Origin of the sequence: Kitasatospora sp. NPDC053057, from assembly GCF_044546945.1 — a bacterium.
GTDB lineage: Bacteria > Actinomycetota > Actinomycetes > Streptomycetales > Streptomycetaceae > Kitasatospora.
This window is the reverse complement of record NZ_JBITZP010000026.1, coordinates 1-23,539: the sequence shown is the minus strand read 5'-3', so window position 1 is coordinate 23,539 and position 23,539 is coordinate 1. Positions and strand designations below refer to the sequence as shown.

General features: G+C 73.2%; 12 protein-coding genes. 9 read left to right on the top strand and 3 right to left on the bottom strand.

Annotated elements, in window-relative coordinates; translation table 11 throughout:
• Positions 1-57: 57 nt before the first annotated feature.
• The 7 genes from ACIG5E_RS25390 to ACIG5E_RS25360 all read left to right on the top strand — a co-directional run bounded on the left by ACIG5E_RS25390 (position 58) and on the right by ACIG5E_RS25360 (position 16,257).
• Positions 58-9,372, top strand: coding sequence for an amino acid adenylation domain-containing protein (locus tag ACIG5E_RS25390; RefSeq protein ID WP_396536963.1), 9,315 nt, complete (start codon positions 58-60; stop codon positions 9,370-9,372).
• A complete protein-coding gene (locus tag ACIG5E_RS25385; RefSeq protein ID WP_396536961.1) occupies positions 9,359-11,038 on the top strand; it encodes a phytoene desaturase family protein in 1,680 nt (559 codons plus the stop codon). The genes ACIG5E_RS25390 and ACIG5E_RS25385 overlap by 14 nt, the downstream gene beginning before the upstream one ends.
• Positions 11,035-12,717, top strand: coding sequence for a phytoene desaturase family protein (locus ACIG5E_RS25380; RefSeq protein ID WP_396536959.1), 1,683 nt, complete (start codon positions 11,035-11,037; stop codon positions 12,715-12,717). The genes ACIG5E_RS25385 and ACIG5E_RS25380 overlap by 4 nt, the downstream gene beginning before the upstream one ends.
• Positions 12,714-13,781: a zinc-binding dehydrogenase gene (locus ACIG5E_RS25375; protein WP_396536957.1), complete on the top strand. Its 1,068-nt coding sequence runs from the start codon at positions 12,714-12,716 to the stop codon at positions 13,779-13,781. The genes ACIG5E_RS25380 and ACIG5E_RS25375 overlap by 4 nt, the downstream gene beginning before the upstream one ends.
• Before the next feature lie 156 nt (positions 13,782-13,937).
• Positions 13,938-14,351, top strand: coding sequence for a GntR family transcriptional regulator (locus tag ACIG5E_RS25370; protein WP_396536955.1), 414 nt, complete (start codon positions 13,938-13,940; stop codon positions 14,349-14,351).
• Positions 14,348-15,199, top strand: a complete 852-nt coding sequence (locus ACIG5E_RS25365; RefSeq protein WP_396536953.1) for an ABC transporter ATP-binding protein — start codon at positions 14,348-14,350, stop codon at positions 15,197-15,199. The genes ACIG5E_RS25370 and ACIG5E_RS25365 overlap by 4 nt, the downstream gene beginning before the upstream one ends.
• Complete coding sequence (locus ACIG5E_RS25360) at positions 15,196-16,257, top strand: hypothetical protein (protein ID WP_396536951.1); 1,062 nt, start codon at positions 15,196-15,198, stop codon at positions 16,255-16,257. The genes ACIG5E_RS25365 and ACIG5E_RS25360 overlap by 4 nt, the downstream gene beginning before the upstream one ends.
• Before the next feature lie 141 nt (positions 16,258-16,398).
• On the opposite strand, the gene ACIG5E_RS25355 is transcribed toward ACIG5E_RS25360, so the two are convergent.
• Together ACIG5E_RS25355 and ACIG5E_RS25350 are read right to left on the bottom strand one after the other, a co-directional pair.
• Positions 16,399-17,616, bottom strand: coding sequence for a pyridoxal-phosphate dependent enzyme (locus ACIG5E_RS25355; RefSeq protein ID WP_396536949.1), 1,218 nt, complete (start codon positions 17,614-17,616; stop codon positions 16,399-16,401).
• A gap of 126 nt (positions 17,617-17,742) precedes the next feature.
• On the bottom strand, positions 17,743-18,306 hold the full coding sequence (locus ACIG5E_RS25350; protein WP_396536947.1) for a YceI family protein: 564 nt from the start codon (positions 18,304-18,306) through the stop codon (positions 17,743-17,745).
• Between the two features lie 213 nt (positions 18,307-18,519).
• Between ACIG5E_RS25350 and ACIG5E_RS25345 the strand changes: the two genes are divergently transcribed.
• Positions 18,520-18,822, top strand: coding sequence for a hypothetical protein (locus tag ACIG5E_RS25345; protein WP_396536945.1), 303 nt, complete (start codon positions 18,520-18,522; stop codon positions 18,820-18,822).
• A gap of 51 nt (positions 18,823-18,873) precedes the next feature.
• On the opposite strand, the gene ACIG5E_RS25340 is transcribed toward ACIG5E_RS25345, so the two are convergent.
• Entirely contained in the window at positions 18,874-21,621 is a 2,748-nt protein-coding gene (locus tag ACIG5E_RS25340; protein WP_396537129.1) for a penicillin acylase family protein, read from the bottom strand.
• 335 nt (positions 21,622-21,956) lie between these two features.
• Here ACIG5E_RS25340 and ACIG5E_RS25335 point away from each other — a divergent pair, with 335 nt between their 5' ends.
• A complete protein-coding gene (locus ACIG5E_RS25335) occupies positions 21,957-23,174 on the top strand; it encodes an SUKH-4 family immunity protein (protein WP_396536943.1) in 1,218 nt (405 codons plus the stop codon).
• Positions 23,175-23,539: the final 365 nt, after the last annotated feature.

Here is a 23,539-nt window from a genome sequence, read left to right as displayed (position 1 = left end):
GTCCCCGCGAGGCCGCCCCCTCGCCCGTGCCCGCGCCACCACCCCTCGGATTGGACCATGACCACCTCGCCCTTCGCCGTGCCCTGCGAACGGATCGCGATCACCGGCATCGGCTGTCGCCTGCCCGGACACGCCAACGACCACCGCACCTACTGGCGCAACCTGATCGAGGGCCGGGACTGTCTCATCGACACCCCCGCCGACCGGTACGACACCGGCACCCTGGGCAGCCGGGACCGGGCCAAGCCGGGGCGGCTGATCGGCGGCCGGGGCGGCTACATCGACGGCTTCGACACCTTCGACCCGGACTTCTTCGGGATCAGCCCGCGCGAGGCAGCCCACATGGACCCGCAGCAGCGCAAGCTCCTGGAGGTGAGCTGGGAGGCGCTGGAGGACGGCGGGCTGCGCCCCGGCGAGCTCGCCGGGCGGGACGTCGGCGTCTACATGGGCGCCTTCACCCTGGACTGGAAGATCCTGCAGTTCGCCGACCTCGACTTCGCCACCATCGCCGCGCACACCGCCACCGGCACCATGATGACGATGGTGTCGAACCGGATCTCGCACTGCTTCGACTTCCGCGGCCCCAGCGTCTCGCTCGACACCGCCTGCAGCTCCTCCCTGGTCGCGGTCCACCTCGCCTGCCAGAGCCTGCTCCGCGGCGAGACCGAACTCGCCCTGGCCGGCGGCGCGTTGCTGCACATGGCGCCGCAGTACACGATCGCCGAGACCAAGGGCGGCTTCCTCTCCGCCGACGGCCGCTCGCGGGCCTTCGACGCCTCCGCCGACGGTTACGTGCGGGCCGAGGGGGTCGGCGTGGTGGTGCTCAAGCGGCTCTCCGACGCGCTGCGCGACGGGGATCCGGTGCATGCCGTCATCCTCGGCAGCGGCGTCAACCAGGACGGCCGCACCAACGGCATCACCGTCCCCAGCGCCGGCGCCCAGGCGGCCCTGATCGAGCGGGTCTGCGCCGAGGCCGGGGTGCAGCCCGGCAGCCTCCAGTACGTCGAGGCGCACGGCACCTCCACCCCGGTCGGCGACCCGATCGAGGCGGCCGCGCTCGGCCGGGTGCTGGGCATCGGCCGCCGGGCCGGGGAGCGCTGCTACGTCGGCTCGGTGAAGACCAACATCGGGCACACCGAGGCAGCCGCCGGGGTCGCCGGGCTGATCAAGACCGCGCTGGCCCTCCGGCACCGCCGCATCCCGCCGCATCTCAACCTGGAGCGGCCCAACCCCGGCATCGACCTGGCCGCACTGCCCTTCGACATCCCCACCGCCCCCGTCGACTGGCCCGAACACCAGGGCCCGGCCCGCGCGGGCGTCAACTCCTTCGGCTTCGGCGGCACCAACGCCCATGTCCTGCTGGAGGAACCGCCGCCGCCCGCCCCCGTGGAACCGGCGCCGCAGCCGGCCGTCACCGTACTGCCGCTGAGCACCCGGGACGCCGCCGCACTGCCCGAACTCGCCGCCGCCGTACGGCGGGAGCTGGCCGCCGGGGCCTCGCTCACGGACCTCGGCCACACCCTGGCGCACCGCCGCCAGCACCTGCCCGAGCGGCTCGCCGTGGTCCACTCCGGGCCGGCCGACCTGGACGAGGCACTGGCCGCCTGCGAGCGCGGCGAGACCCACCCGAAGATCGTCCAGGGCCGTGCCCGGGACCGCCGACAGCGGCGCCTGGCCTGGGTGTTCACCGGTATGGGCCCCCAGTGGTGGGGGATGGGCCGGGGCCTGTACGAGAGCGAACCGGTCTACCGGGAGGCCGTACGGGCCGTGGACGCGGAGATCCGCGCCCAGGCCGGCTGGTCGCTGCTGGACGAACTCGGACGCGACGAGGCCGACTCCCGGATGGCCGAGACCTGGCTCGCCCAGCCCGCCAACTTCGCCGTCCAGCTGGGACTTTCGGCACTCTGGCAGAGCCACGGGCTGCAACCCGACGCGGTGGTGGGCCACAGCACCGGCGAGGTCGCCGCCTTCCACCAGGCCGGGGTCTACGACCTGGCCGACGCCGTCCGGGTGGTGCTCACCCGCAGCCGGCTCCAGCAGCGGCTGGCCGGGACGGGCTCGATGCTCGCCGTCGGCCTGCCGGAGGCCGAGGCCGAGCGGCGGATCCGCCCCTACCGCGCCCGGGTCTCGCTCGGCGCCGTCAACAGCCCCTCCGCCGTGACCCTCGCCGGGGACACCGAGGCGCTGCGCGAACTGGCCGGCGAACTCGAACAGCAGGGCCTCTTCGCCCGCCTGCTCGACGTCGAAGTCCCGTACCACAGCGTGCGGATGGAGCCGATCCGCGGCGAGCTGACCGCCGCGCTGGCCGGGATCAAGCCGCAGAAGGCGCGGCTGCCGCTCTACCTGACCGCCCGCGAGGGGCTCGCCCGGGGGCCGGAGCTGGACGCCGAGTACTGGTGGCACAACGTCCGCCACCCGGTGCGGTTCCGGGCCGCCGTCGAGCGGATGGCCGAGGACGGGCATCGGCTGTTCCTGGAGGTCGGCCCGCACCCGGTGCTCGGCCACGCGATCCGCGAGTGCGCCGAGCAGGCGCACACCCTGCCCTCGATCCGCCGCGGGCAGGACGAGCCCGAGCGCATCGCCCGTACCCTGGCCGAACTACACACCCTGGGCGTCGAGTTGAGCTGGGGCGCGTTGCACCCGGCCGGGCGCCCGGTGCCGCTGCCGGGCTACCCGTGGCGGCGCGAGCGGTACTGGGTGGAGCCCGAACCGGTCGCGCAGGTCCGGCTCGGGCGGGTCGACCACCCGCTGCTCGGCCGCCGCACCGCCGCCGCCCAGCCCTCCTGGACCACCGCGCTCGACCCCGAGCGGCTGCCCTACCTGGATGACCACCGGATCGAGGGCCGGGTGGTCTTCCCCGCCGCCGGATACCTGGAGATGGCCGCCCAGGCCGTCCGCGCACTGACCGGCGGCACCGAGGTGGTGCTCGCCGAGATCGAGCTGAGCCGGGCGCTGTTCCTCTCCGACACCGAACCGGTCCCCGTGCAGCTCGGCTACGCCCCCGAGGACGCCCGCTTCACCATCGCCTCCACCCCGGCCGGCGCCGAGCCCGCCGTGCACGCGAGCGGCCGGGTCCGCACAGGCCAGCGCCGCTCCCACGGGCCCGCCGCCGACCTCGACGCACTGCGCGCCCGCGGGCAGCACCTCGACGGCCCCGACTGCTACCGGCGCCTGGCCGAGCGCGGCTACGACTACGGGCCCGCCTTCCGGGCCGTCGCCGAGGTGTGGGCCGGGCCCGGCGAGGCACTCGCCCGGATCCTTCCCACCGAACAGCTCGGCCCCGACGCGGCCGACCACCACCTGCACCCGGTACTGCTCGACGCCTGCTTCCAGACCCTGCTCACCACCCGGCTGCACGCCCCCGAGGACGGCGGCGTCCGGCTGCCGGTCTCGATCGAGGAGGTCCGGCTCGACGGGATCGGCTCCCGGCCGCTGTGGGCGCACGCCACCGTCACCCGGGACAGCGGCGAGGAACTCGTCGGCGACCTCGCTCTCTACGCCGAGGACGGCACCCCGCTCGGCCGGATCACCGGCTTCAAGGCTGCCGACATCGCCCGGGCGGCCGCGTCGGTGAGCCTGGCCACCATCGACGGCTGGCTCACCGAGCTCACCTGGCAGGACGCCCCGGCACCGCGGCACGACCGGCCCACCGGCGACCTGCTGATCTTCGCGGACGACGGCGGCCTCGCCGAGCGGCTCGCCGCCCTGGCCGCCGACCGCGGCGCCCGCTGCCACCTGGTCCGGCCCGGCGGCGCGTACGCCTTCACGGACGGTACGGCGACCGTACGGCCCGACTGCGCCGAGGACCTCCGCCGGCTGTTCGCCGACCTGGACCCGGCCTACCGGACCGTCGTCCACCTGTGGAACCTCGACCTGCCCGCCCTGGACGCCACCGACCCCGGGCAGCTCCACCGGCTCGCCACCCACGGCGCCTACTCGCTGATCACCCTCGCCCAGGCCCTGCCCGCCGCCCGCCCGGACGGCCGGCTGCACATCGTCACCCGGGGCACCCAGGCCACCGGGCCGCAGGACCGGGTCGAACCGCTCGGCGCGCCCGCCTGGGGCATCGGCCGGGTGCTCTGGCAGCAGGAACTCGTCGCCCAGCGCGGCAGGCTGATCGACCTCGATCCGGCGGTGCCGGCCCGCGAACAGGCCGAGGCACTGCTGGCCGAACTCACCGCCGAGCTGCCGACCGAACTCGCCGCCGAGCTGCCGGCAGAGCTGCCCGCCGAGCTTGCCGCCGAACTCACCGCCGACGACGAACAGGAACTCGCCCTGCGGGCCGGCCGCCGGCTCACCAGCCGACTGCGCCCTGCCCAGGGCCTTACCAGGCCGTTGCCGCCCGCGCTGCGCCCCGACGGCAGCTACCTGGTCACCGGCGGGCTCGGCGCGCTCGGCCGACTGCTCTGCCGCACCCTGGTGCGGCGCGGCGCCCGTCGGCTGATCCTGGTCGGCCGCACCGCCCTGCCCCCGCGCGCCGAGTGGCACGCCGTCGACCCCGCCACGCCGGCCGGGGAGCGGATCGCCTTCCTGCGCGAACTGGAGTCGCTCGGCGCCGAACCCCTGCTCGCCCCGGTGGACGTCACCGACGAGACCGCCCTCGGCACCTGGCTCGCCGAGTACCGCGAGCGCGAACTCCCGCCGATCCGCGGGGTGTTCCACCTCGCCGGGCAGGTCAGGGACACCCTGCTGACCCAGATGGACCGCCCGGCCTTCGACGCCGGATACGCCCCCAAGGTCGTCGGCGCCCACCTGCTGCACCGGCTGCTGCGCGCCGAACCGCTCGACCACTTCGTGCTGTTCGCCTCCGTCGCCTCGCTGCTCACCACCGCCGGCCAGACCAACTACGCGGCCGGGAACGCCTTCCTGGACGCCCTCGCCCACCACCGCCGGGCCGACGGCCTGCCCGCGCTCAGCCTGGACTGGGGCCCCTGGGCCACCGGCATGATCGAGGAACTGGGCCTGGTCGCCCACTACCGCGACGCCCGCGGCATGAGCTCGCTGCCCCCGGAGGCCGGCGTCGCCGTGCTGGAACGCGTCCTCGGGCAGGACCGCGCCCAGCTGCTGGTCGCCACCGTGGTCGACTGGCCGACCTTCCTCGCCTGGTACCCGGCCCCGCCGCCACTGGTCGCCGAACTGGCGGCGAGCGCCGCCGAACAGGCCCCGGCCGGAACCGGCGGCTTCCTGGACGGCTACCGCACCGCCGACCCGGACAGCCGCCGCCAGCTGGCCACCGAACGGTTCACCGCCGCCGCCGCCGCCGTGCTGCGCACCGGCACCGAACGGATCAACCCGGACACCAGGCTCGGCGCGCACGGCCTGGACTCGCTGCTCGCCATGGAGCTGCGCGCCCGGCTGCACGGCGAACTCGGCTTCGCCCTGCCGGTGGTGGCCCTGCTCAGCAACGGCAGCGTCGCCGACCTGGTCGACCTGCTCACCGAGGGCCTGGACGCGCTGCTCGCCGCCGAGGGCGGCCCCGAGCGGGCCGAGGTCGAACTGCACACCGACGAGACCCGCTACCCGCTCACCCACAACCAGCAGGCGCTGTGGTTCCTGCGCCAGCTGCACCCGGACGGCTTCGCGTACAACATCGGCGGCGCGGTCGAGGTGCGGGCCGAGCTCGACCCGGAGCTGATGTTCGCCGCCTTCGCCTTCCTGATCGCCCGGCACCCCGGGCTGCGCGCCGCCTTCACCGCCGAGGAGGGCCGCCCCGTCCAGCGGATCCGCGCCGAAGCCGTCGCCGACACCGGGCTGTTCGACGTCGAGGGCCGCCCCTGGGAGGAGATCCACGAGCTGATCGTCCGCGAGTACCGGCGGCCGTACGACCTGGCCGAGGACCCGCTGGTACGGCTGCGGCTGTTCCGGCGCGGGCCGGACCGCTGGGTGCTGATGAAGGCTGTCCACCACATCGTCTCGGACGCGATCTCCACCTTCACCTTCATCGAGGAGCTGTTCGAGGTCTACCAGGCGCTGAGCCGCGGCCGCACCCCCGAACTGCCCCCGGTGGCCGCCCGCTACCTGGACTTCCTCAACCACCAGAACCGCTTCCTGGCCGGGCCGCAGGCTCAGCGGATGCTGGACTACTGGCGCGGCCACCTGCCGGCCGGGATGCCGGTGCTGGAGCTGCCCACCGACAGGCCGCGCCCGGCGGTGCAGACCCACAACGGGGCCTCCGAGTTCTTCCGGCTGGACGCCGAACTCACCGCCCGGGTCCACGCGTTGGCCCGGGCCCACAACGCCACCCCGTTCATGGTGCTGCTCGGCGCCTACTACCTGCTGCTGCACCGGTGGTCCGGACAGCAGGACATCGTGGTCGGCAGCCCCGTCACCGGCCGCACCCAGGAGGAGTTCGCCTCCGTCTACGGCTACTTCGTCAACCCGCTGCCGCTGCACGTCAGCCTGGCCGGGGAGCCGACGGTGGCCGAGCTGCTGGCCAGGGTGCGGGAGAGCGTGCTCGGCGGACTGGACCACCAGGAGTACCCGTTCCCGCTGCTGGTCGAGCAGCTGGGCCTCCAGCACGACCCGAGCCGCTCCGCGGTGTTCCAGGCGATGTTCATCCTGCTCACCCACAAGGTCGCCGTGGAGCGCTTCGGCTACCGCCTGGAGTACATCGAACTCCCCGAGGAGGAGGGGCAGTTCGACCTCACGCTGTCCGCCTACGAGGACCGCTCGGACGGCTGCTTCCACTGCGTCTTCAAGTACAACTCGGACCTCTTCGAGCCCGCCACCGTACGGCGCCTCGCCGCGCACTACCGCAACCTGCTGGACGCCATGACCCGGGCCGCCGAGGCCGAACCGGTCGGCCGGCTGCGGATGCTGGACCCGGCCGAGCGGAAGCGCATCCTCACCGGGTTCAGCGGCGTCGAGCGGCGGATCGACCACGAGGTGCCGCTGCCGGAACTGATCGCCAAGGCCGCCGCGGAACACCCGGAGGCGGTCGCGGTGGTCGCCCCCGGCCGCGATGCCGTCCGGCGGCTCAGCTACGGCGAGCTGGACCGCCGCTCCCAGGGCACCGCCGCCCGGCTGCGCGAACTGGGCGTCGGCGAGGGCTCGGTGGTCGCCGTCTGCCTGGACAAGTCGCCCGAGCTGATCACCACCCTGCTGGCGGTCTGGCGGGCCGGCGCCGCCTACCTGCCGCTCGACCCCGGGCACCCGGCCGACCGGCTGGCCCACCAGGTGGCCGACGCGGGGGCGGCGCTGGTCGTGGTGGACGAGCGGCACCCGGTCGCGGCCGAACTCCCTTCCCCGCTGGTCACCCTGGAGGAACTGGAGCGACCGGCCGCCGACGCCGGACCACTGCCCGCCGCCGACCCAGACCGGCCCGCCTACGTGATCCACACCTCCGGCTCCACCGGCCGCCCCAAGGGCGTACGGGTCGACCACCGCAACCTGGCCGCCGTGACGGCCGGCTGGCGGGCCGAGTACCGGCTGGACACCGAGGTCCGGGTGCACCTGCAGATGGCGGGAACCGCCTTCGACGTGTTCACCGGCGACCTCGCCCGGGCCCTCGGCACCGGCGGCACCCTCGTCCTGGTCGACCGCGAACTGCTCTTCGACACCGCCCGGCTGTACCGGGTGATGCGCGAAGAGGCGGTGGACTGCGGCGAGTTCGTGCCCGCCGTGGCCCGAGCCCTGCTGGCGCACTGCGAACGCGAGGGCCTGCGGCTGGACTTCCTGCGGCTGCTGGTCGTCGGCTCCGACTCCTGGAAGGCCGCCGAGCACCAGCGCCTGCGCGCCCTGTGCGGCCCGGCGACCAGGCTGGTCAACTCCTACGGCCTGACCGAGGCCACCGTGGACAGCAGCTACTACGAGGGCGCCACCGAGGCGCTGGAACCCGGCCGGATGGTCCCGATCGGGCGGCCCTTCCCGAACAGCGCGCTGTACGTCCTCGACCGCTACGGCGAGCCCGTCCCCGCCGGGGTGCCCGGCGAGCTGTGGATCGGCGGCGCGGGCGTCGCGGCCGGCTACCCGAACGACCCGGAGCAGACCGGACTGCGCTTCCGGACGCTCGACCTGGACGGCACCCCGAGGCGGCTCTACCGCACCGGCGACCTCGGCCACTGGGACACCGACGGCACCGCGCACCTGCTCGGCCGGATCGACAACCAGGTCAAGGTGCGCGGCCACCGGATCGAGCCGGGCGAGATCGAGGCCCACCTCACCGCCCGGCCCGAGATCGCCGAAGCCTGCGTGACTGTCCGTCAGGACGGCTCGGGCGAAGCGGTCCTGGCCGCCTACCTGGTGCCCGCCGAGGGCGTCGAGCTGGACCGCCGCGAACTACGCCGCCACCTCGCCGAACACCTGCCCACCGTGATGATCCCCTCCTACCTCACCGAACTACCCGCCCTGCCGCTCACCCCCAACGGCAAGGTCGACCTGGCCGCCCTGCCCGAGCCCGCGGCCGACACCGGCGGCGAGCGGCCCGAACCGCCCGTCACCCTCTACGAGAAGCGGGTCGCCGAGCACTGGAGCAAGCTCCTCGGCCTGGCCGAAGTCGGCCTCCAGCACGACTTCTTCGAGCTCGGCGGCAGTTCGATCCGGCTGATCGAACTGATCCACCACCTGCAGACCGAGTTCACCATCAGCATCCCGGTCGGCCAGCTGTTCAAGGTCACCACCCTGCACGGGATGGCCCGCACCGTCGAGCAGATCGTCACCGGCGAGCTGGCCGGCGGCCAGCCCCACCTGTGGTTCAACTCCGCCGCGCCCGAAGGCCGTACGGTCTTCTGCTTCCCGCCGGCCGGCGGCCACGGCCTGGTCTACCGGCAGCTCGCCGCTCACCTGCCCGAGCACCGGATCGCCGCCTTCAACTACCTGACCGGCGAGGACAAGACCGCCCGCTACGCCGACCAGGTCGAGGCGCTGCACCCGGCCGGGCCGTACCGGCTGCTCGGCTACTCGCTCGGCGGCAACCTCGCCTTCGAGGTGGCCAAGGAGCTGGAACGGCGCGGCCGTACGGTCGCCTCAGTGCTGCTGGTCGACGCCTACCGGTCGCTGGACGCCTTCGACCTCGGCGAGGAGCACGTGGCCGTCTTCGAGCGCGAACTCCAGGAGCACCTGCACCGCCACACCGGCTCGCGGATCGTCGCCCGCGACACACTCGAACAGGCTCGGGACTACCTGGAGTTCTGCAGCCGCACCCCCAACACCGGTACCGTGCAAGCCCAGTTGGACGTGGTCTGCGAGCGCGAGCGCCTCGCCGTCCACGGCGGCGACGAGCCGGGCTCCTGGCACGGTGCCTCCACCACCGGTACCGCCGTGTACGCGGGCCACGGCAGCCACGCCGAGATGCTCGACGGCGAGCACGCCGCCCGCAACGCCGAACTGGCGGCCGCGATCCTGGCCGGAGGCACCACCGATGGCCGGGGCTGACCGCGGGCCGGACTGGTCCGCCCGGGAGCGGCCGACCGGCGGCCCGCCCAGGGTGATCGTGATCGGGGCCGGCCTGGCCGGCCTCGCCACCGGCTGCTACGCCCAGATGAGCGGGCTGGAGACCCGGATCTTCGAGAAGCACGTGCTGCCCGGCGGCTGCTGCACCGCGTGGTCCCGGCACGGCTACCTGTTCGACTACTGCATCGACTGGCTGATCGGCACCGCCGAGGGCACCGGCGCCCACCAGGTCTGGCGCGAACTCGGCGCCCTGGACGGCAAGTCGGTGGCCCACTTCGACACCTTCAACCGGGTCGTCGACGAACACGGCCGGTCCGTCACCTTCCACACCGACCCGGACCGGCTGGAGGCCCACCTGCTGGCCCTCGCCCCCGGCGACGCCAAGCCGATCCGGGCCTTCTGCCGGGACCTGCGCCGCTTCGCCGCGATCGACCTGCCCTGGGACCTCACCCCGCCGCCGCTGCGGACCACCGCCGAACGGCTGCGCACCCTGCGCGCCGTGCTGCCCGCCTTCCGGCTGTTCTGGCGCACCGCGACCACCCCGATGAGCGTCTTCGCCGAGCGCTTCCAGGACCCGCTGCTGCGCCGGGCCTTCCCCACCATGTTCCTCCAGGAGCCGGCCGGCTTCCCGCTGCTGCCCTACCTGTACACCCTGGCCGCGGCCCACACCGGCAACGCGGGCTTCCCGCAAGGGGGTTCGCTGGGGCTGGCCCGATCGGTGGAGGAGCGGTACACCTCGCTCGGCGGGGTGATCGGCTACCGCTGCCGGGTCGACCGGATCCTGGTCGAGGACGGGCGCGCCGTCGGCGTCGAACTGCGCGACGGCACCCGGCAGTTCGCCGACCACGTGGTGGCCGCCTGCGATGGCCCGACGGTGCTCGACCGGCTGCTGCGGGGCCGCTACTCCAGCCCCGCCACCGACCGGCTGTACGGCGAACTGCTGGACAAGCCAGGCAACCTCTACCCAGCCGTGGTCTCCGCCTTCGTCGGGGTGGACGGCCCGCTGCCGCAGGGCGAACCGCACTGCACCACCTACCTGCTGGCGCCCGAGGACGCCGGGCGGCTGCCCGGCTCGCTCCAGCACAGCCTGGTGGTGCAGCTGCGCTCCGCCTACGCGGAGGGCTTCGCGCCGCCCGGCAAGTCGGTGCTGCACTGCACCTACTTCAGCGACTACCGCTCCTGGAAGGACCTGCGGGTCCGCGACCGCCGGGCCTACCGGGCGCGCAAGCGGCAAGTCGCCTCCTTCGTCCGGGAGTTCCTGGACCGGACCCACCCCGGGCTCGGCGCGCGGATCGAACTGGTCGACGTCGCCTCACCGGTGACCACCGAGCGGTTCACCGGCAACACCCGCGGCAGCATCCTCGCCTGGCAGGCCTTCTCCGAGGCCGAGGATACCGCCAACCGGCTGGTCAACCGGGACCGGATGCGGCTGCCCGGGCTCAGCGGCTTCTCCATGGCCGGGCAGTGGGCCTCGCTCGGCGGCCTGATCCGGGCCGCCACCAGCGGCCGGTACGCGGCGCAGTACCTCTGCCGGGAACTCGGCCGGCCGTTCCGGGCCTGGCCCAGCGACAACCGGGAGCCCTGGCACCCGGGCAAGTGGGGCCACCTGCCGCAACTCGACCGGGTCACCACGGGAGTGAGCGAATGAGCCCCAGGCAGAGCGTGGTCATCATCGGCGGCGGGCTCGGCGGCCTGTCCACCGGCTGCTACGCGCGGATGAACGGCTACCGCACCCAGATCCTGGAGATGCACGAGCTGCCCGGCGGCTGCTGCACCGCCTGGGACCGCGGCGAGTTCACCTTCGACTGCTGCGTCAGCTGGCTGCTGGGCAGTGGGCCCGGCAACGAGATGCACCGGATCTGGCTCGAACTCGGCGCGCTGCAGGGCAAGCGGATGCGCAACTTCGACGTCTTCAACGTGGTGCGCACCAGGGACGGCCGGGCGGTCTACTTCTACTCCGACCCGGACCGGCTGGAGGCCCACCTGCTGGACCTCGCCCCCGAGGACGCCCGGCGGATCCGCCAGTTCTGCGACGGGCTGCGCACGTTCCGCCTGGCGCTGGCCCGTTACCCGTTCCTCAAGCCGGTCGGGCTGATGGGCCGCTGGGAACGCTGGCGGATGCTCGCCTCCTTCCTGCCGTACTTCAACGTGATCCGGCGCTCGATCTCGGTGCTGATGAGCGACTACTCGGCGCGGTTCCGCAGCCCGCTGCTGCGCGAGGCGTTCAACTTCGTGCTGTACGAGAAGCACCCCAACTTCCCGGTGCTGCCCACCTACTTCCAACTCGCCTCGCACGCCGGGCAGTCGGCCGGGGTGCCGGAGGGCGGCTCGCTCGGCCTGGCCCGTTCGATCGAGCAGCGCTACCGGCGGCTCGGCGGCGAGATCACCTACAACGCCAAGGTGACCGAGATCCTGGTGGAGCGGGACACCGCCGTCGGGGTGCGGCTGAGCGACGGGCGGGAGGTGCGCGCCGACATCGTGGTGGCCGCCTGCGACGGCCGTACCACGATGATGGACCTGCTCAAGGGCCGCTACCTGAACGACACCTACCGCCGGCTCTACACCAGGACGCTGACCGAGCCGGGCATGGTCTTCCCCGGCTACCTGACCGTCTTCCTCGGTCTGCGCCGGCCCTTCCCGGCGGGCGACCCGTGCACCACCTACCTGCTGGAGGAGGAGTTCGCGGCGCGGCTCACCGGCATCCGCCACCCCAGCATCAACATCCAGTTCCGCAGCCGCCACTACCCGGAGCTGTCGCCCGCCGCGACCACCGTCGTCTACGCCAGCTACTTCTGTGACATCGCCCCCTGGCGGGAGCTGAGCACCGGCCCCGAGCAGGCGCCCCGGCTGCGGCGCGGCGAGGAACTGCACACCCTGCCGGTCGGCCGGGGCCGGGAGTACCAGCGGGAGAAGCGCCGGGTGCGCGACGCCGTGATCGAGTTCCTGGACGGCCACCACCCCGGGTTGCGGGAGGCGGTGGCCGTCCGGGACGTCTCCACCCCGCTCACCCAGGTCCGCTACACCGGCAACTACGACGGCACGGTGCTCGGTTGGCAGCCCTTCGTGGAGGGCGGGGAGACCCTGGAGGAGGAGATCAAGCGCAACGGCCCGGGACTGCCGGGCCTGGCCAACTTCTACCTCTCCGGCGTCTGGGCGACCACCGGCGGCCTGATCCGCGCGGCCGCGGCCGGTCGGCACGTCGTTCAGTTCATCTGCCGCGACGACGACCGGCCGTTCACCGCCGAGGTGGACGACTTCGCGCCGCCGCCCACCCTGATCACCGAACCGGTCGGCCCCGACGACCGGCAGTTTGGAGTCACCTCGTGAGTGATGTGGTTCGGATCGAGAAGTGGATCGTCCGCGAGCACGTGGACGGCGTTCCGGACGTGGACCGGATGTACCGGAAGGTCGTGGAGGAGGTGCCCGTCCGGCTCGCCGAGGACGAGATGCTGCTGCGCACCCGGTGGGTGTCGGTGGACCCGTACCTCCAGGGGATCGCCCTGGACACCCCGGTCGGCGACCACATGGGCGCCGACTCGATCATGGAGGTGGTGCAGGCCGGGCCCGCCGCGCGGTTCGCGGTCGGCGACCTGGTGCAGGGCTTCGGCGGCTGGCGCAGCCACGTGATCGGCAACGGCGCGTCCTGGCTCTGGCAGACCGGCACCTTCCCGATGGTCTTCCCGGCCTACCGGCGGCTGGACCGAGCGGACTACGACGAGCGGCTGCCGATCACCACCGCGCTCGGCCTGCTGGGCGGCCCGGGTATGACGGCCTGGGCAACGGTGGAGAAGTTCCTGGACGTCCGCCCCGGCCAGACGGTGCTGGTCAGCGGGGCCAGTGGGGCCGTCGGCTCGGTGGTCGGCCAGCTGGCCAAGCACCGGGGAGCCCGGGTCATCGGCACCACGGCGACCCCGGCGAAGGCCGAGTGGCTGGAGGAGCTGGGCTTCGACGCGGTGCTGAACTACCGCGACGGCGACGATCCGGAGCGGCTGGCGGAGGAGCTGGCCGGCCTCGCCCCGGACGGCGTCGACCGCTACTTCGACAGCTTGGGCGGCACGCTCACCGACGTGGTCTTCGGGATGCTCGCGGTGGACAGCCGGGTGGCGGTCTGCTGGCAGTGGGGGAGCCAGGTGGGCGGCGAGTGGGCGGGCCCCCGACTGCTGCCGATGATCATGTTCCCGCGCACCCTGATCCGCGGCATCTTCGCGCTGGAGTGGTTCACCGAGGAGAACTGGTCCGCGCTGCGGCGGGACCTCGGCGCCCTGGTGCGCAGCGGGGACCTGCGCTACCGGCAGACCGTCCACCAGGGGTTCGACAGCATCCCGGCCGCCTACCGCAGCCTCTACACCGACCGGTCGGCGAGCCGGGGGAAGGTGCTGGTCGAGCTGTGAGCAGCGGCGCGGAGTGACGGTGTTTCAGTATAGTGATTGACTAGTGTTCTAGTAGAGCGTAACAATTCACGGGCAGGCCTCAGTCGGGCCTGAGTCAGAGCCTGAGTCAGAGCCTCAGTCAGGCCTGAGCGCCTCCACGGACCGAGGAGATGCCCCGTGATCGAATTCCACGTGGACCGGGCGGACAGCGTCCCGGCCTACGCCCAGCTCGTCCGCCAGGTGCGGGAGGCGCTCAGGCTGGGCGTGCTCAAGCCCGGCGACCGCCTCCCGGCCGTGCGCGACGTCGTCGTCTCGTGCACGGTCAACGCCAACACCGTGCTCAAGGCCTACCGCGAACTGGAGCACGTCGGCCTGGTCGAGGCCCGGCAGGGCTCCGGCACCTTCGTCACCGGCTCGCTCGGCGCCGTAGAACCGCACGACATGGCGCGGCTGCGCACCGGGCTCTCCCGCTGGGTCGGCGAGGCCCGCGAGGCCGGGCTGGAGGACGAGGACGTCAAGGCCCTGGTCACCGCGGTGCTCGCCGAGGAGCCGGCCGCCGCCGAGCGCCAGTGGCACGGGGCCGAGGCGTGATCGCCACCGAGCCGGCGCTGACGGTGCGCGGGCTGACCAAGAAGTACCGCGGCGTCACCGCCCTGGACGACTGCAGCTTCACCCTCCCGGCCGGCGGCGTGATCGCCCTGGTCGGCGCGAACGGCGCCGGCAAGTCGACCCTGATGGGGGTCGTCAGCGGCATGGTCCGCCCCACCGCCGGGGAGTACCGGGTCGGCGGCCGGGTCGTGCTGCTCTCCCAGGACAAGCCGCTCTACCGCAGCTTCAGCGTCGTCGACATGCTGAACTTCGGCCGGCACACCAACCACGTCTGGGACCAGCAGCGCTCGCTCGGCTGGCTGGAGCGGTTCAACATCCCGCTCGACCGGCGCTGCGACAAGCTCTCCGGCGGGCAGCAGGCCCAGGTCGCACTCGCCGTCGCGCTCGGCGCCTGCCCCTCGCTGCTCCTGCTGGACGAGCCGCTGGCCAACCTCGACCCGGTCGCCCGCAAGGCCGTCACCGGCGAACTGCTCGGCGAGGTCGCCGAGACCGGGATGACGGTGCTGCTCTCCACCCACGTGGTGGCCGAACTCGCGGGCGTGGGAGACCACCTGCTGCTGCTCTCGCACGGCCGCGACATCCTCGACGGCGACACCGAGGACCTGCTGGCCCAGCACCTGCGGCTGACCGGCCCGCGCTCCGAGCGGCCGCCGGTCGAGGGCGAGGTCGTCCACCGGACCCACACCGCCCGGCAGTCCACCTTCGTGGTCCGCGGCCTGCTCGGCGCGGCCACCCCGCTCGACGCCCCCGGCTGGACGGCCCACCCCGTCACCCTGGAGGACATCGTGCTCGCCTACCTCAAGACCTCACTCGGGGAGACCGGATCGTGAGCGCATCCACCACCACCCCGGCGCCGGCCGCCGGGACCCGGCCCGGGCCCGCCGCGCGGGGGAACCTGTGGCGCGGCATCCTCTGGCTCACCTGGCGCCAGCACCGCGTGCAGCTGATCTCGTTCACCGCCCTCACCGTCGTCATCCTGGTCTGGATGGCCGTCAACGCCGCCGAGCTGCAGAGCGCGATGGACCTGTGCCACGGGCCGGACTGCGCCAAGGCCGTCGCCGACGAGCGGCTCGGCCGGATCCGGGACGCCGCCGACATCGCCGGCTACCAGCTCAACTCCGTGGTCTTCCTGCCGGCCATGATCGGCACCTTCATGGGGGTGCCGCTGCTGGCCAAGGAGTACGAGCACCGCACCCTGCTGCTCGCCTGGTCCCAGGACATCAGCCCGCAGCGCTGGCTGCTCGGCAAGCTCGCCGTACTCGGCACCTTCGTCGTCGTGCTGTCCGCGGCGCTCTCCGCCGAGAGCCTGCACGTCGCCCGGCTCGTCCACCTCGCCGACCGGCGCAGCCTGTTCGAGGGGACGCTGTTCCAGGCCGGCGGCTGGATGCCGCTCACGCTCGGCGTCGCCTGGGGGATGTTCGGCGTGGCGGTGGGCGCGGGGCTGCGCCGGCTGCTGCCCGCCTTCGCGGTGGTGCTCGGTGCCTTCGGAGCGCGCACCACGCTGATGGAGCAGCTGAGGCCGCACCTGCTGGAGCCGCTCACCCGGGTGCTGCCGCTCGGCCCGGAGCGCGGCGTCGACCCGTACGCGCCGGTGCCCAACGAACTGCTGCTGGACGGCGGCAAGTCGCCGTTCGTGGACGCCGCCGGGCACGTCCACTCGTACAGCGACGTGATGACCCAGTACTGCGGAAGTATCCCGGACGGGCGGGGCGACGCCTTCGTCTCCTGCCTCAAGCAGCAGGGGCTGGTCGGCGTCCAGCAGAGCTACCAGTCGGCGGAGCGGCTGGGGACGTTCCACCTGATCGAGAACGGGATGAACCTGGCGGTGTTCGTGGTGTCGCTGGTGGCCGCCTGGTGGCTGGTGCGGCGGGCGCGGACCACGGCGTAAGTCCGGGTGCGGGGTCGTGGTCGCAGGGGTGGGCCCCTCGGCCTGGCGGAGCCGAGGGGTCGGTCTGCGGCCGGGGCGTGCCTCAGCCCAGGGCGAACCAGGTGCTGCGGGACTTCTTCCACCGCGTCGTCCCGCGCCCGGTCAGCCGGTGATCCCGGCCGCGCGCAGCCGGCGCTCGACCTCCTCCCAGGTCGGGACGGCCGGGGTGGTCCGGTGGGAGCCCATGCCCTTGTCCTTGAAGCCGCTGGAGGTGGAGACGCACACCACCGGGCCGTCGTCCGGCGCCTGCGTGCCGAGGCTGCGCAGCCCGGCCAGACCGGCCGCCGCGGACAGCTCGGCCCACAGCCCGGCTCGTGCCAGTTCGCCCTGGGCGTCGGCGAGCTGACGGTCGTCCACGGTCAACGCCCGGCCGCCGCTCTCGCGCACCGCCAGCACCCCCCGGTAGCCGCTCACCGGCGAGGCGATCGAGTACGCCTCGCTCGCGCCGACCGTCACGTGCGCGGCCGGCGCGCCCTCGGCGAAAGCCCGGTGCAGCGCGCCGGAGGCCGCGGACTCGCAGGCGAACACCCGCGGCACCCGGTCGGCCAGGCCCAGCCGGCGCAGCTCCTCGAAGCCCTTCCAGACACCGAAGAGCAACTCCCCGTACCCGGTGGGGACGAACACCGCGCTCGGCACGCCGACGTCCTGGAAGATCTCGTACGCCACGGTCTTGTAGCCCTCGGGGCCGTACGCGTGCCCGGTGTGGGTGGTGGTCAGGTTGCTGACCGGGTGCAGGCCGAGCCGCTCCACCACCTGGCGCAGTAGCGGCCAGCGGGCCTGCCACGGCACGGGCAGCACCACGGCGCCGTAGGCGTTGAGGAAGGCGTCCACGGCGGGCGGGGTGTCCGGGCCGGTGAACACCACGCAGGGCAGCCCCGCGCGGGCGGCGTAGGCGGCCGCCGAGGCGCCGTGGTTGCCGGAGGACGCCACCGCGATGCCTGGCGCGCCGACTCCGACGGCGGCGCTGGTGGTGCAGCGGTTCAGCCGGTCCTTGTGGCTCCAGGTCGGGTTGCGGGACTCGTCCTTGACGTACACGCCCGACTCGATCTCGACCAGCGGGGTGGACCCCTCGCCGAGGCCGGGCGCCAGCAGCGGGGGCAGCAGCGGCGCCCAGCGCTCCAGGCCGCCGCGGGCCCGTACGGGGGCGAACAGGGCGGCCGGGTCGGCCTTGTTGTAGGTGTAGTCGACCTCGACGGGGTAGGAGACGTCCTCCGTGCTGGTGCGCGGGCAGCCCGAGGTCAGCGGGGGCCAGAGGGGGTAGTCGAGGTCGGGGTCGCCGAGCGAGCGCTGTCCGGTCGCGAGGGAGTCGTCGGTTGCCATGTAAGCAGCCTAAACGGGTTTCGGGTGCTACATGGCAGGTTTTCGAATCCTCGGTTCCGGTCGGCGACCGTGGCGCTGCCGACTCTGGCTGTCTACTGGCTCCGGGTGTCTACCGGCTCCGGCTGTCTACTGGCTCTGGCCGTTCTGGCGGATGGCCGAGACGTCGAACTCCAGGACGACCTTCTCGCCGACCAGGACGCCGCCGCCCTCCAGGGCCGCGTTCCACGTCACCCCGAAGTCCTTGCGGTTGATCGTGACCGAACCCTCCAGTCCGACGCGCAGGTTGCCGTAGGGGTCGACGGCATTGCCGGTGTACTCGAAGTCGATGGAGACCGGGCGAGTGGTCTCCTTGATGGTGAGGTCCCCGGTGACCCGGTACTCGCCGTCGCCGCGCGGCTCGACCGCCGTGGCGACGAAGGTGATGGTCGGGAAGTTGGGGACGTCCAGGAAGTCATTGGTGCGCAGGTGCTGGTCGCGCTGGGCGACGCCGGTGTCGATGCTCCCGGCCTGGATCGTGAGCCGGGCGGAGCAACGGCTCGGATCGCTGCCGTCCAGGTGGGCGGTGCCCTCGAACTCGTGGAAGGAGCCGCGGACCTTGGTCACCATGGCGTGCCGGGCGACGAAGCCGATCCGGGTGTGGGCGGGATCGAGGACGTAGTCCCCGGTGAGTTCGGAGAGGTCGGCGGTCATGGTCGGGGTTCCTCCTGATGCGGGTCTCGGGCCTTTGCCCGGGCGCGTCCGGGCGGTCCCCGGACCACGCTAGGAGCTGTTTCGCGCCGGGGCTCGTCGGATTGCGCCGTCCGCCGGGTGTGGCGGGGGTGGCCGGGTGGGAAAGGTTCGCCGGGACAGTGGGGGCCGGACGGGAATGTCGGGGCGGGAATGTCGGACGGGACTGGAGGCGGGATGGACAGCGGGCTACGGGCGATGGTCGACGCGGTCGACGAGGCGCGGCGGCAGCTGCGGGAGAACGCGCTGCCGAATGCGAAGGGCGGGTGGCGGGACAAGGTTCCGGCAATGGACGAGGGCGTGATGCTGGGCACGCTCGCCGATCTGGTGGAGGTCGCGGCCGAGCTGGCGGCGGCCCTCTCCGGCCGGATGTCCACGAACGCGAGCCCCGGGTTCTATCACCTGGCGGGCAGACGGCTGAGGGACGAAGCAGGCCATCTGCGGGAGGCCGAGCAGAAGGTCGCCAAGCGGGTGGGCTGAGGGCGCCGCGGTCGCCGGCGTCTCCAGGGGCGCCGGCGACCGCTTCGCTGCTCAGCGGTGGCCGGCGAACTGCACCACCTGTTGGTACGTCGGCCGGTTCTGCCAGGTGGTCTTGTCGTCCGTCACCCCGCCCAGCGGGCGCTGGATGATGGTGTCGGCGCACCACTGGTCGCCCGCCGTGCAGTCCGCGTCGCCCGGGTAGACCTGGGCGGGGGTCTGGGCGGCGGCCTGGCTCAGGGTGGTGAGCAGGACGTTCCGGCAGGCCGTGAGGTCGCCCCCGCCGCAGAACGGGCGGGCCAGTGGTCCGGCGACCGGGTCGCCGAGGACGGACCGCAGGTCCTTGTCCAGATAGCTCCACCAGCCGTACTGGAAGGCCGAACCCTTGTGCGGGATCGATTCGTTGGCACTGACCGGGCCGCCGGCGGAGGCGCCGGTCTGCCCGCCGGAGGGCGACTCGTTGATCTGCAGCGCGCCGGTCAGGGCGGTGAACAGCTGGTCGCCGAGTCCGTGCCGCATGACGCCGTCGGCGAGCAGCGGCCACCAGGCGTCCAGCACCCGGATCGCGGTCGCGTCCGCGTAGTTGTGGCTGCCGGGTGAAGTCTCCTTCCGTTGGGCGCCGTCGGCGAGCCAGGCCTCCAGCTGCTGGAGGGCGGTGGCGGCCGTCGGGTCGGTGACCGGTGCGCTGCGCAGCACCCGGATCAGGTCGGGCAGCACGTCCTCGGCCCGCAGGTCGGCCAGTGCGGCGCTCTCCATGGCCTGGGTGAGCGAGACACTGCTCGCCTTGCTGCCGCCCTGCAGCAGTGCCTTGACCCGGTCGTCGAGCAGGTTGGCGCGGTGCACCGAGCCGTTGCCGAAGCCCGCGGCGGTGTAGCCGTCCGCCTGCTTGTTGTTCCAGGAGACGTAGTAGTCCTGGTTCACGGACTGCGGGTGCTCGGCCGGCGGGGTGTACCGGGCGGTGTTGGTGGCGGGGTCGAAGTCCGCCCACTCGTAGGCTGGTTGGGCGAGGACGGGGAGTCCGGGGTCGACGCCGGGGGCGCGGACCGGGTTGTTGCCGGAGTTGTAGTACGCGATGTCGCGGGAGTCGGCGTAGAACCAGTTGAAGGTGTAGTTGATGTCCTGCGCGGCCTGCTGGAAGCTCGGCGCGTCGTGCACCGCGCCCGGATCGTTCAACTCCTGGAAGCCGATGATGGAATCGGCCTCGTGCCGGTAGGTGGAGCGCAGCGAGGTGAAGGCGACGGGGGCGCCGCCGACGGTGCCGCGGGCCGTCACCAGGCCGTAGTCGGAGCGGTACATCACCAGGGTGTACGAGCCGGCCGGCGTGGAGTCGGCGGTGGTCGGGCTCCACGCGTCCTTGCGCTCCAGCCGGTCGAACGGCTGGCAACGTCCGTGCCAGAGGTACGAATTGGCGGCGGTGGTGACCGGTGAGCCGTCGGTGGTGCAGAGCGGGACGGCGTAGGTGTCGGTGATGTCCTGCCCGGCCGAGGTGGCGCTCCAGGCGTAGTCCTGGCCGCGGCCGAGCTGCACGTAGAAGCTGAGGCCCGCGAAGGCGGCGCCGCGGGCGCTGATCCCCGGGCCCTGGATCTCCTCCAGCATCAGCAACTGCGGTGCGAAGTAGCCGGTTTGCGGGCCGAACACGGCGACCGGGTGGCCGTCGTCGGTGTGCGCGCCGGAGACCAGCAGGGCGTTGGACATCCCGTGCTTGGCGGTGAGCAGGTTGCCGGGCAGGACGCCGTTCGCCTTCGTGGTCGCGGTGTTCGCCGAACCGCTGGCGTCGTAGATCATCCGCTCGGGCACCACCGAGCCGGGGTCGGGCAGCGCCTGGCCCTGCGGGGCGTCGGGCACGGTCGCGTACGGGAAGCTCTGCCCGTCGTGCAGGGTCCGCACGGCCTCCGGGTCGTCGGCCTCGCGCAGGGAGCGCCACACCGCGTCCCCGGCGTCCCTGCCGTAGCGGGCCTCGGCGGCCGACTTGACCTGGGCGGAGGCGAGTTCACCGCCGCCGCCGGAGCCGAACAGCGCGCCGACCACCGAGGCCAGGGCCACCAGGTCGGTCAGCTTGAAAGGCTCGATCGAACCGGCGTTGGTGATCGGGTCGATGTGCCCGGTCAGGTCGTACTCGCCGGGGAAGGTACGGCCGTTGTACGCCTCGCTGACGTACTGGTTGATGCCGTCCAGATAGGCGTTGGCGTCGGCGAGCGCCTGGGTGGCCCGGCCGCCGCGGGCGGCGAGCGCGTCGATCTGCTGCTGCAACTCGGGCTCCGTGTACGGCGCGGCCTGCCAGAAGCTCTGCTCCAGCTGTCGGTTGGCCGCCGCGCCGCCCGCGAAGCCGGACAGCTCGCCGCGGCCGACGTGCCGGAACAGGTCCATCACCCAGAGCCGGTCCTGCGCGGCGGCGTAGCCCGCGCCGAACTCGGTCCCGTAGCGGGTGGTGCCGCTGATGTGCGGCACGCCGGTGGCCTTGTCGCGCACGATCGTCACGTCCGGGCGTGGACTGGCGGTACTGGCCACCTGGTCGGCGGGCACCCCGAAGGACGCGTCGTTGAAGAAGCTCCGCAACCCTGCCTCGGTGAGCCCCGGATACCCAGAGGCGAGGGCGGAGTACGGCCCGAGCTGGTCGTCGGTGTGCGCGGGGCGACTGCCGAACATCCGGTTCAGCAGGATCTCGGCGAGCGTGGCGTTGCCGTTCTCGCCGGGCGGGAGGATGTCGGTGCAACGGCCGCCGCAGTAATCGGGGGCGGCTGTTGCGGTGGGGGAGGCGGTGGCGGTGGTGGCCGGTGCGGTCAGGGCGGCGGTGACGAACAGGACCGTCGCGAGGGCAGCGGCCGCCGGGAACCTTCTGGATCGGCCGAATCGGCTGGATCTGCTGGATCGGCCGGATCGGGTGGATCGGGTGGAGAGTCGGAGGGGGTGGGGGCGTAGGCGCAAGGCGAGCTCCTCCGTCGAAGCCACGGGGAGTCGACGGTAGGGGCGCTACTGGACGGTTGGCTAGTGGCGTGCATGCCATTTCGGTGGCGCGGCCGCGGGAGCTGACGGTTCGTGGACCCCGGGATCGGCGCTGATTGTCCGTGGGGTCGGCTATGGTCGCTCGCGTCGGTGGAAGATCGTCCGTCGTGGGTCGGCGGGGCAGGGGGCGTGCGGTGACGGGGACTGGTGTGGAGGCCGGGCGGCTTCGGGTGGTGCCCGAGGGGGTCACGCACGGGCCGAGTCGGGAGCTGCTCGCGGCCGGGGAGCTGTGCTGGTCGTACGCGTACCTGGACTTGGAGGCCTCGGGGGACGAGCCGCTGCAGTCCGCCACGTCCTGGTACGAACGGCAGGGCGTTCGGGGCACCGAGGGCCTGTACGTGCTGGGCGAGGCCTGCTACGAGGCCTGGACGGGGCCGGTCACCGTGTTGCTGGACGGTGCGAGCGGTGAGGTGTTCCTGGCCCGGCCGGACGATGACGACGTGCTCCAGCGGGACTTGCTGGCCAGCAGTCCGGAGTGCCTGATCGCGCTGGCGACGGAGATCGAGGCGGTCGGCGCGGCCGCCGCCGGCGAGCACGGGCTGCCGGAGGCCGAGGTGCGGCCGTACGGTCCGACGGCCGTCGCCGAAGTGGGGCAGCTCGTACGGCTGTTGCTGCGCGAGGCCGACCCGGAGCTGTTCCGGCGGACGGGCGACCGGCCCGCGCACTGGGAGACGGCGCTGGCGATCCGCGCCCTCGCCTGGGGCGCCGAGGCCGGCGGGCCGGGCGAACAGGCGTACACGGTCTCTCCGGCCCTGGTCGAGGACCTCGCGACGCTGGAGGGCGAGGGCAGCGTCCGGCGGTTCGAGGACGCCGAGCTGCCCGCGAGCCTCAGCCACGCCCCGACCCGCCGGCTGCTCACCGGGATCGGCCTGCCCGTCTCCGACCGGTGCGTGCTCGACGTCGACGCCGAGGGCCCGCTGCGCACCCTGGCCGAGGTCTACCCGGAGAACTACGACCCGGATGATGGGGACGAGTCGTCGACCCGCCCGCACCAGGGCGGCTTCCTGGTCGTCGGCGGCTGGATGTACGACTTCGTGGTCCTGCTCGACGGCGCCACCGGTAGGGTCGAGCTGCCCGACCTGTGGGACGACGGCGAGCCGGCCGCCTACCTGCACCGCGACCTGTCCGCCCTGCTCTACGTGCTGTGGACCTTCGAGCGCCTGCGGGCCCTGCGGCGCGAGACGGAACACCCGTGGACACCCGGGCCGTGGTCGGTGTTCGAGCCGTCCGAACTCCTCGACGGCGCAGCCGAGGCGGTGATGCGGGCCCTCGACCCGGAGGCCTTCGCCACCGAGAGCCACTTCTGGCCGATGCGGGTGGACGACGGGCACATGGGCAGCCTGCTGGAGTAGAGGCGCGAGTGATGCCGGTGGCGTTGGCGGGGGTGGTGCGGCGGCGGAAGAAGCTGATGACGCCCTTCTGGGCGGGCGGTGGGGTCGGGTCCAGCTATGCGCGCGGCGACGCGGTTGCTGTGTCCGTGGTTCGGGCTGGCTGGTCCTGCCGGTGATGCCGACCTTGAGGAACCGGCGCGGCCGGGGCTGGGCGGCTCGCCGGTGGAGAGGAGCACCGCGCGGGTGTGGCTGCCGCCGACGTCGATGCCGAGGTGGACGGGGAGGTGGAGGGGGCGGTTCATCGGGCGGCTCCCGGGGCCTGGGTCGGGTTCCTGGGAGCCAAGCACACTCGGGGGTCGGCAGCCGAGCGTGCGGCTGCCGACCCC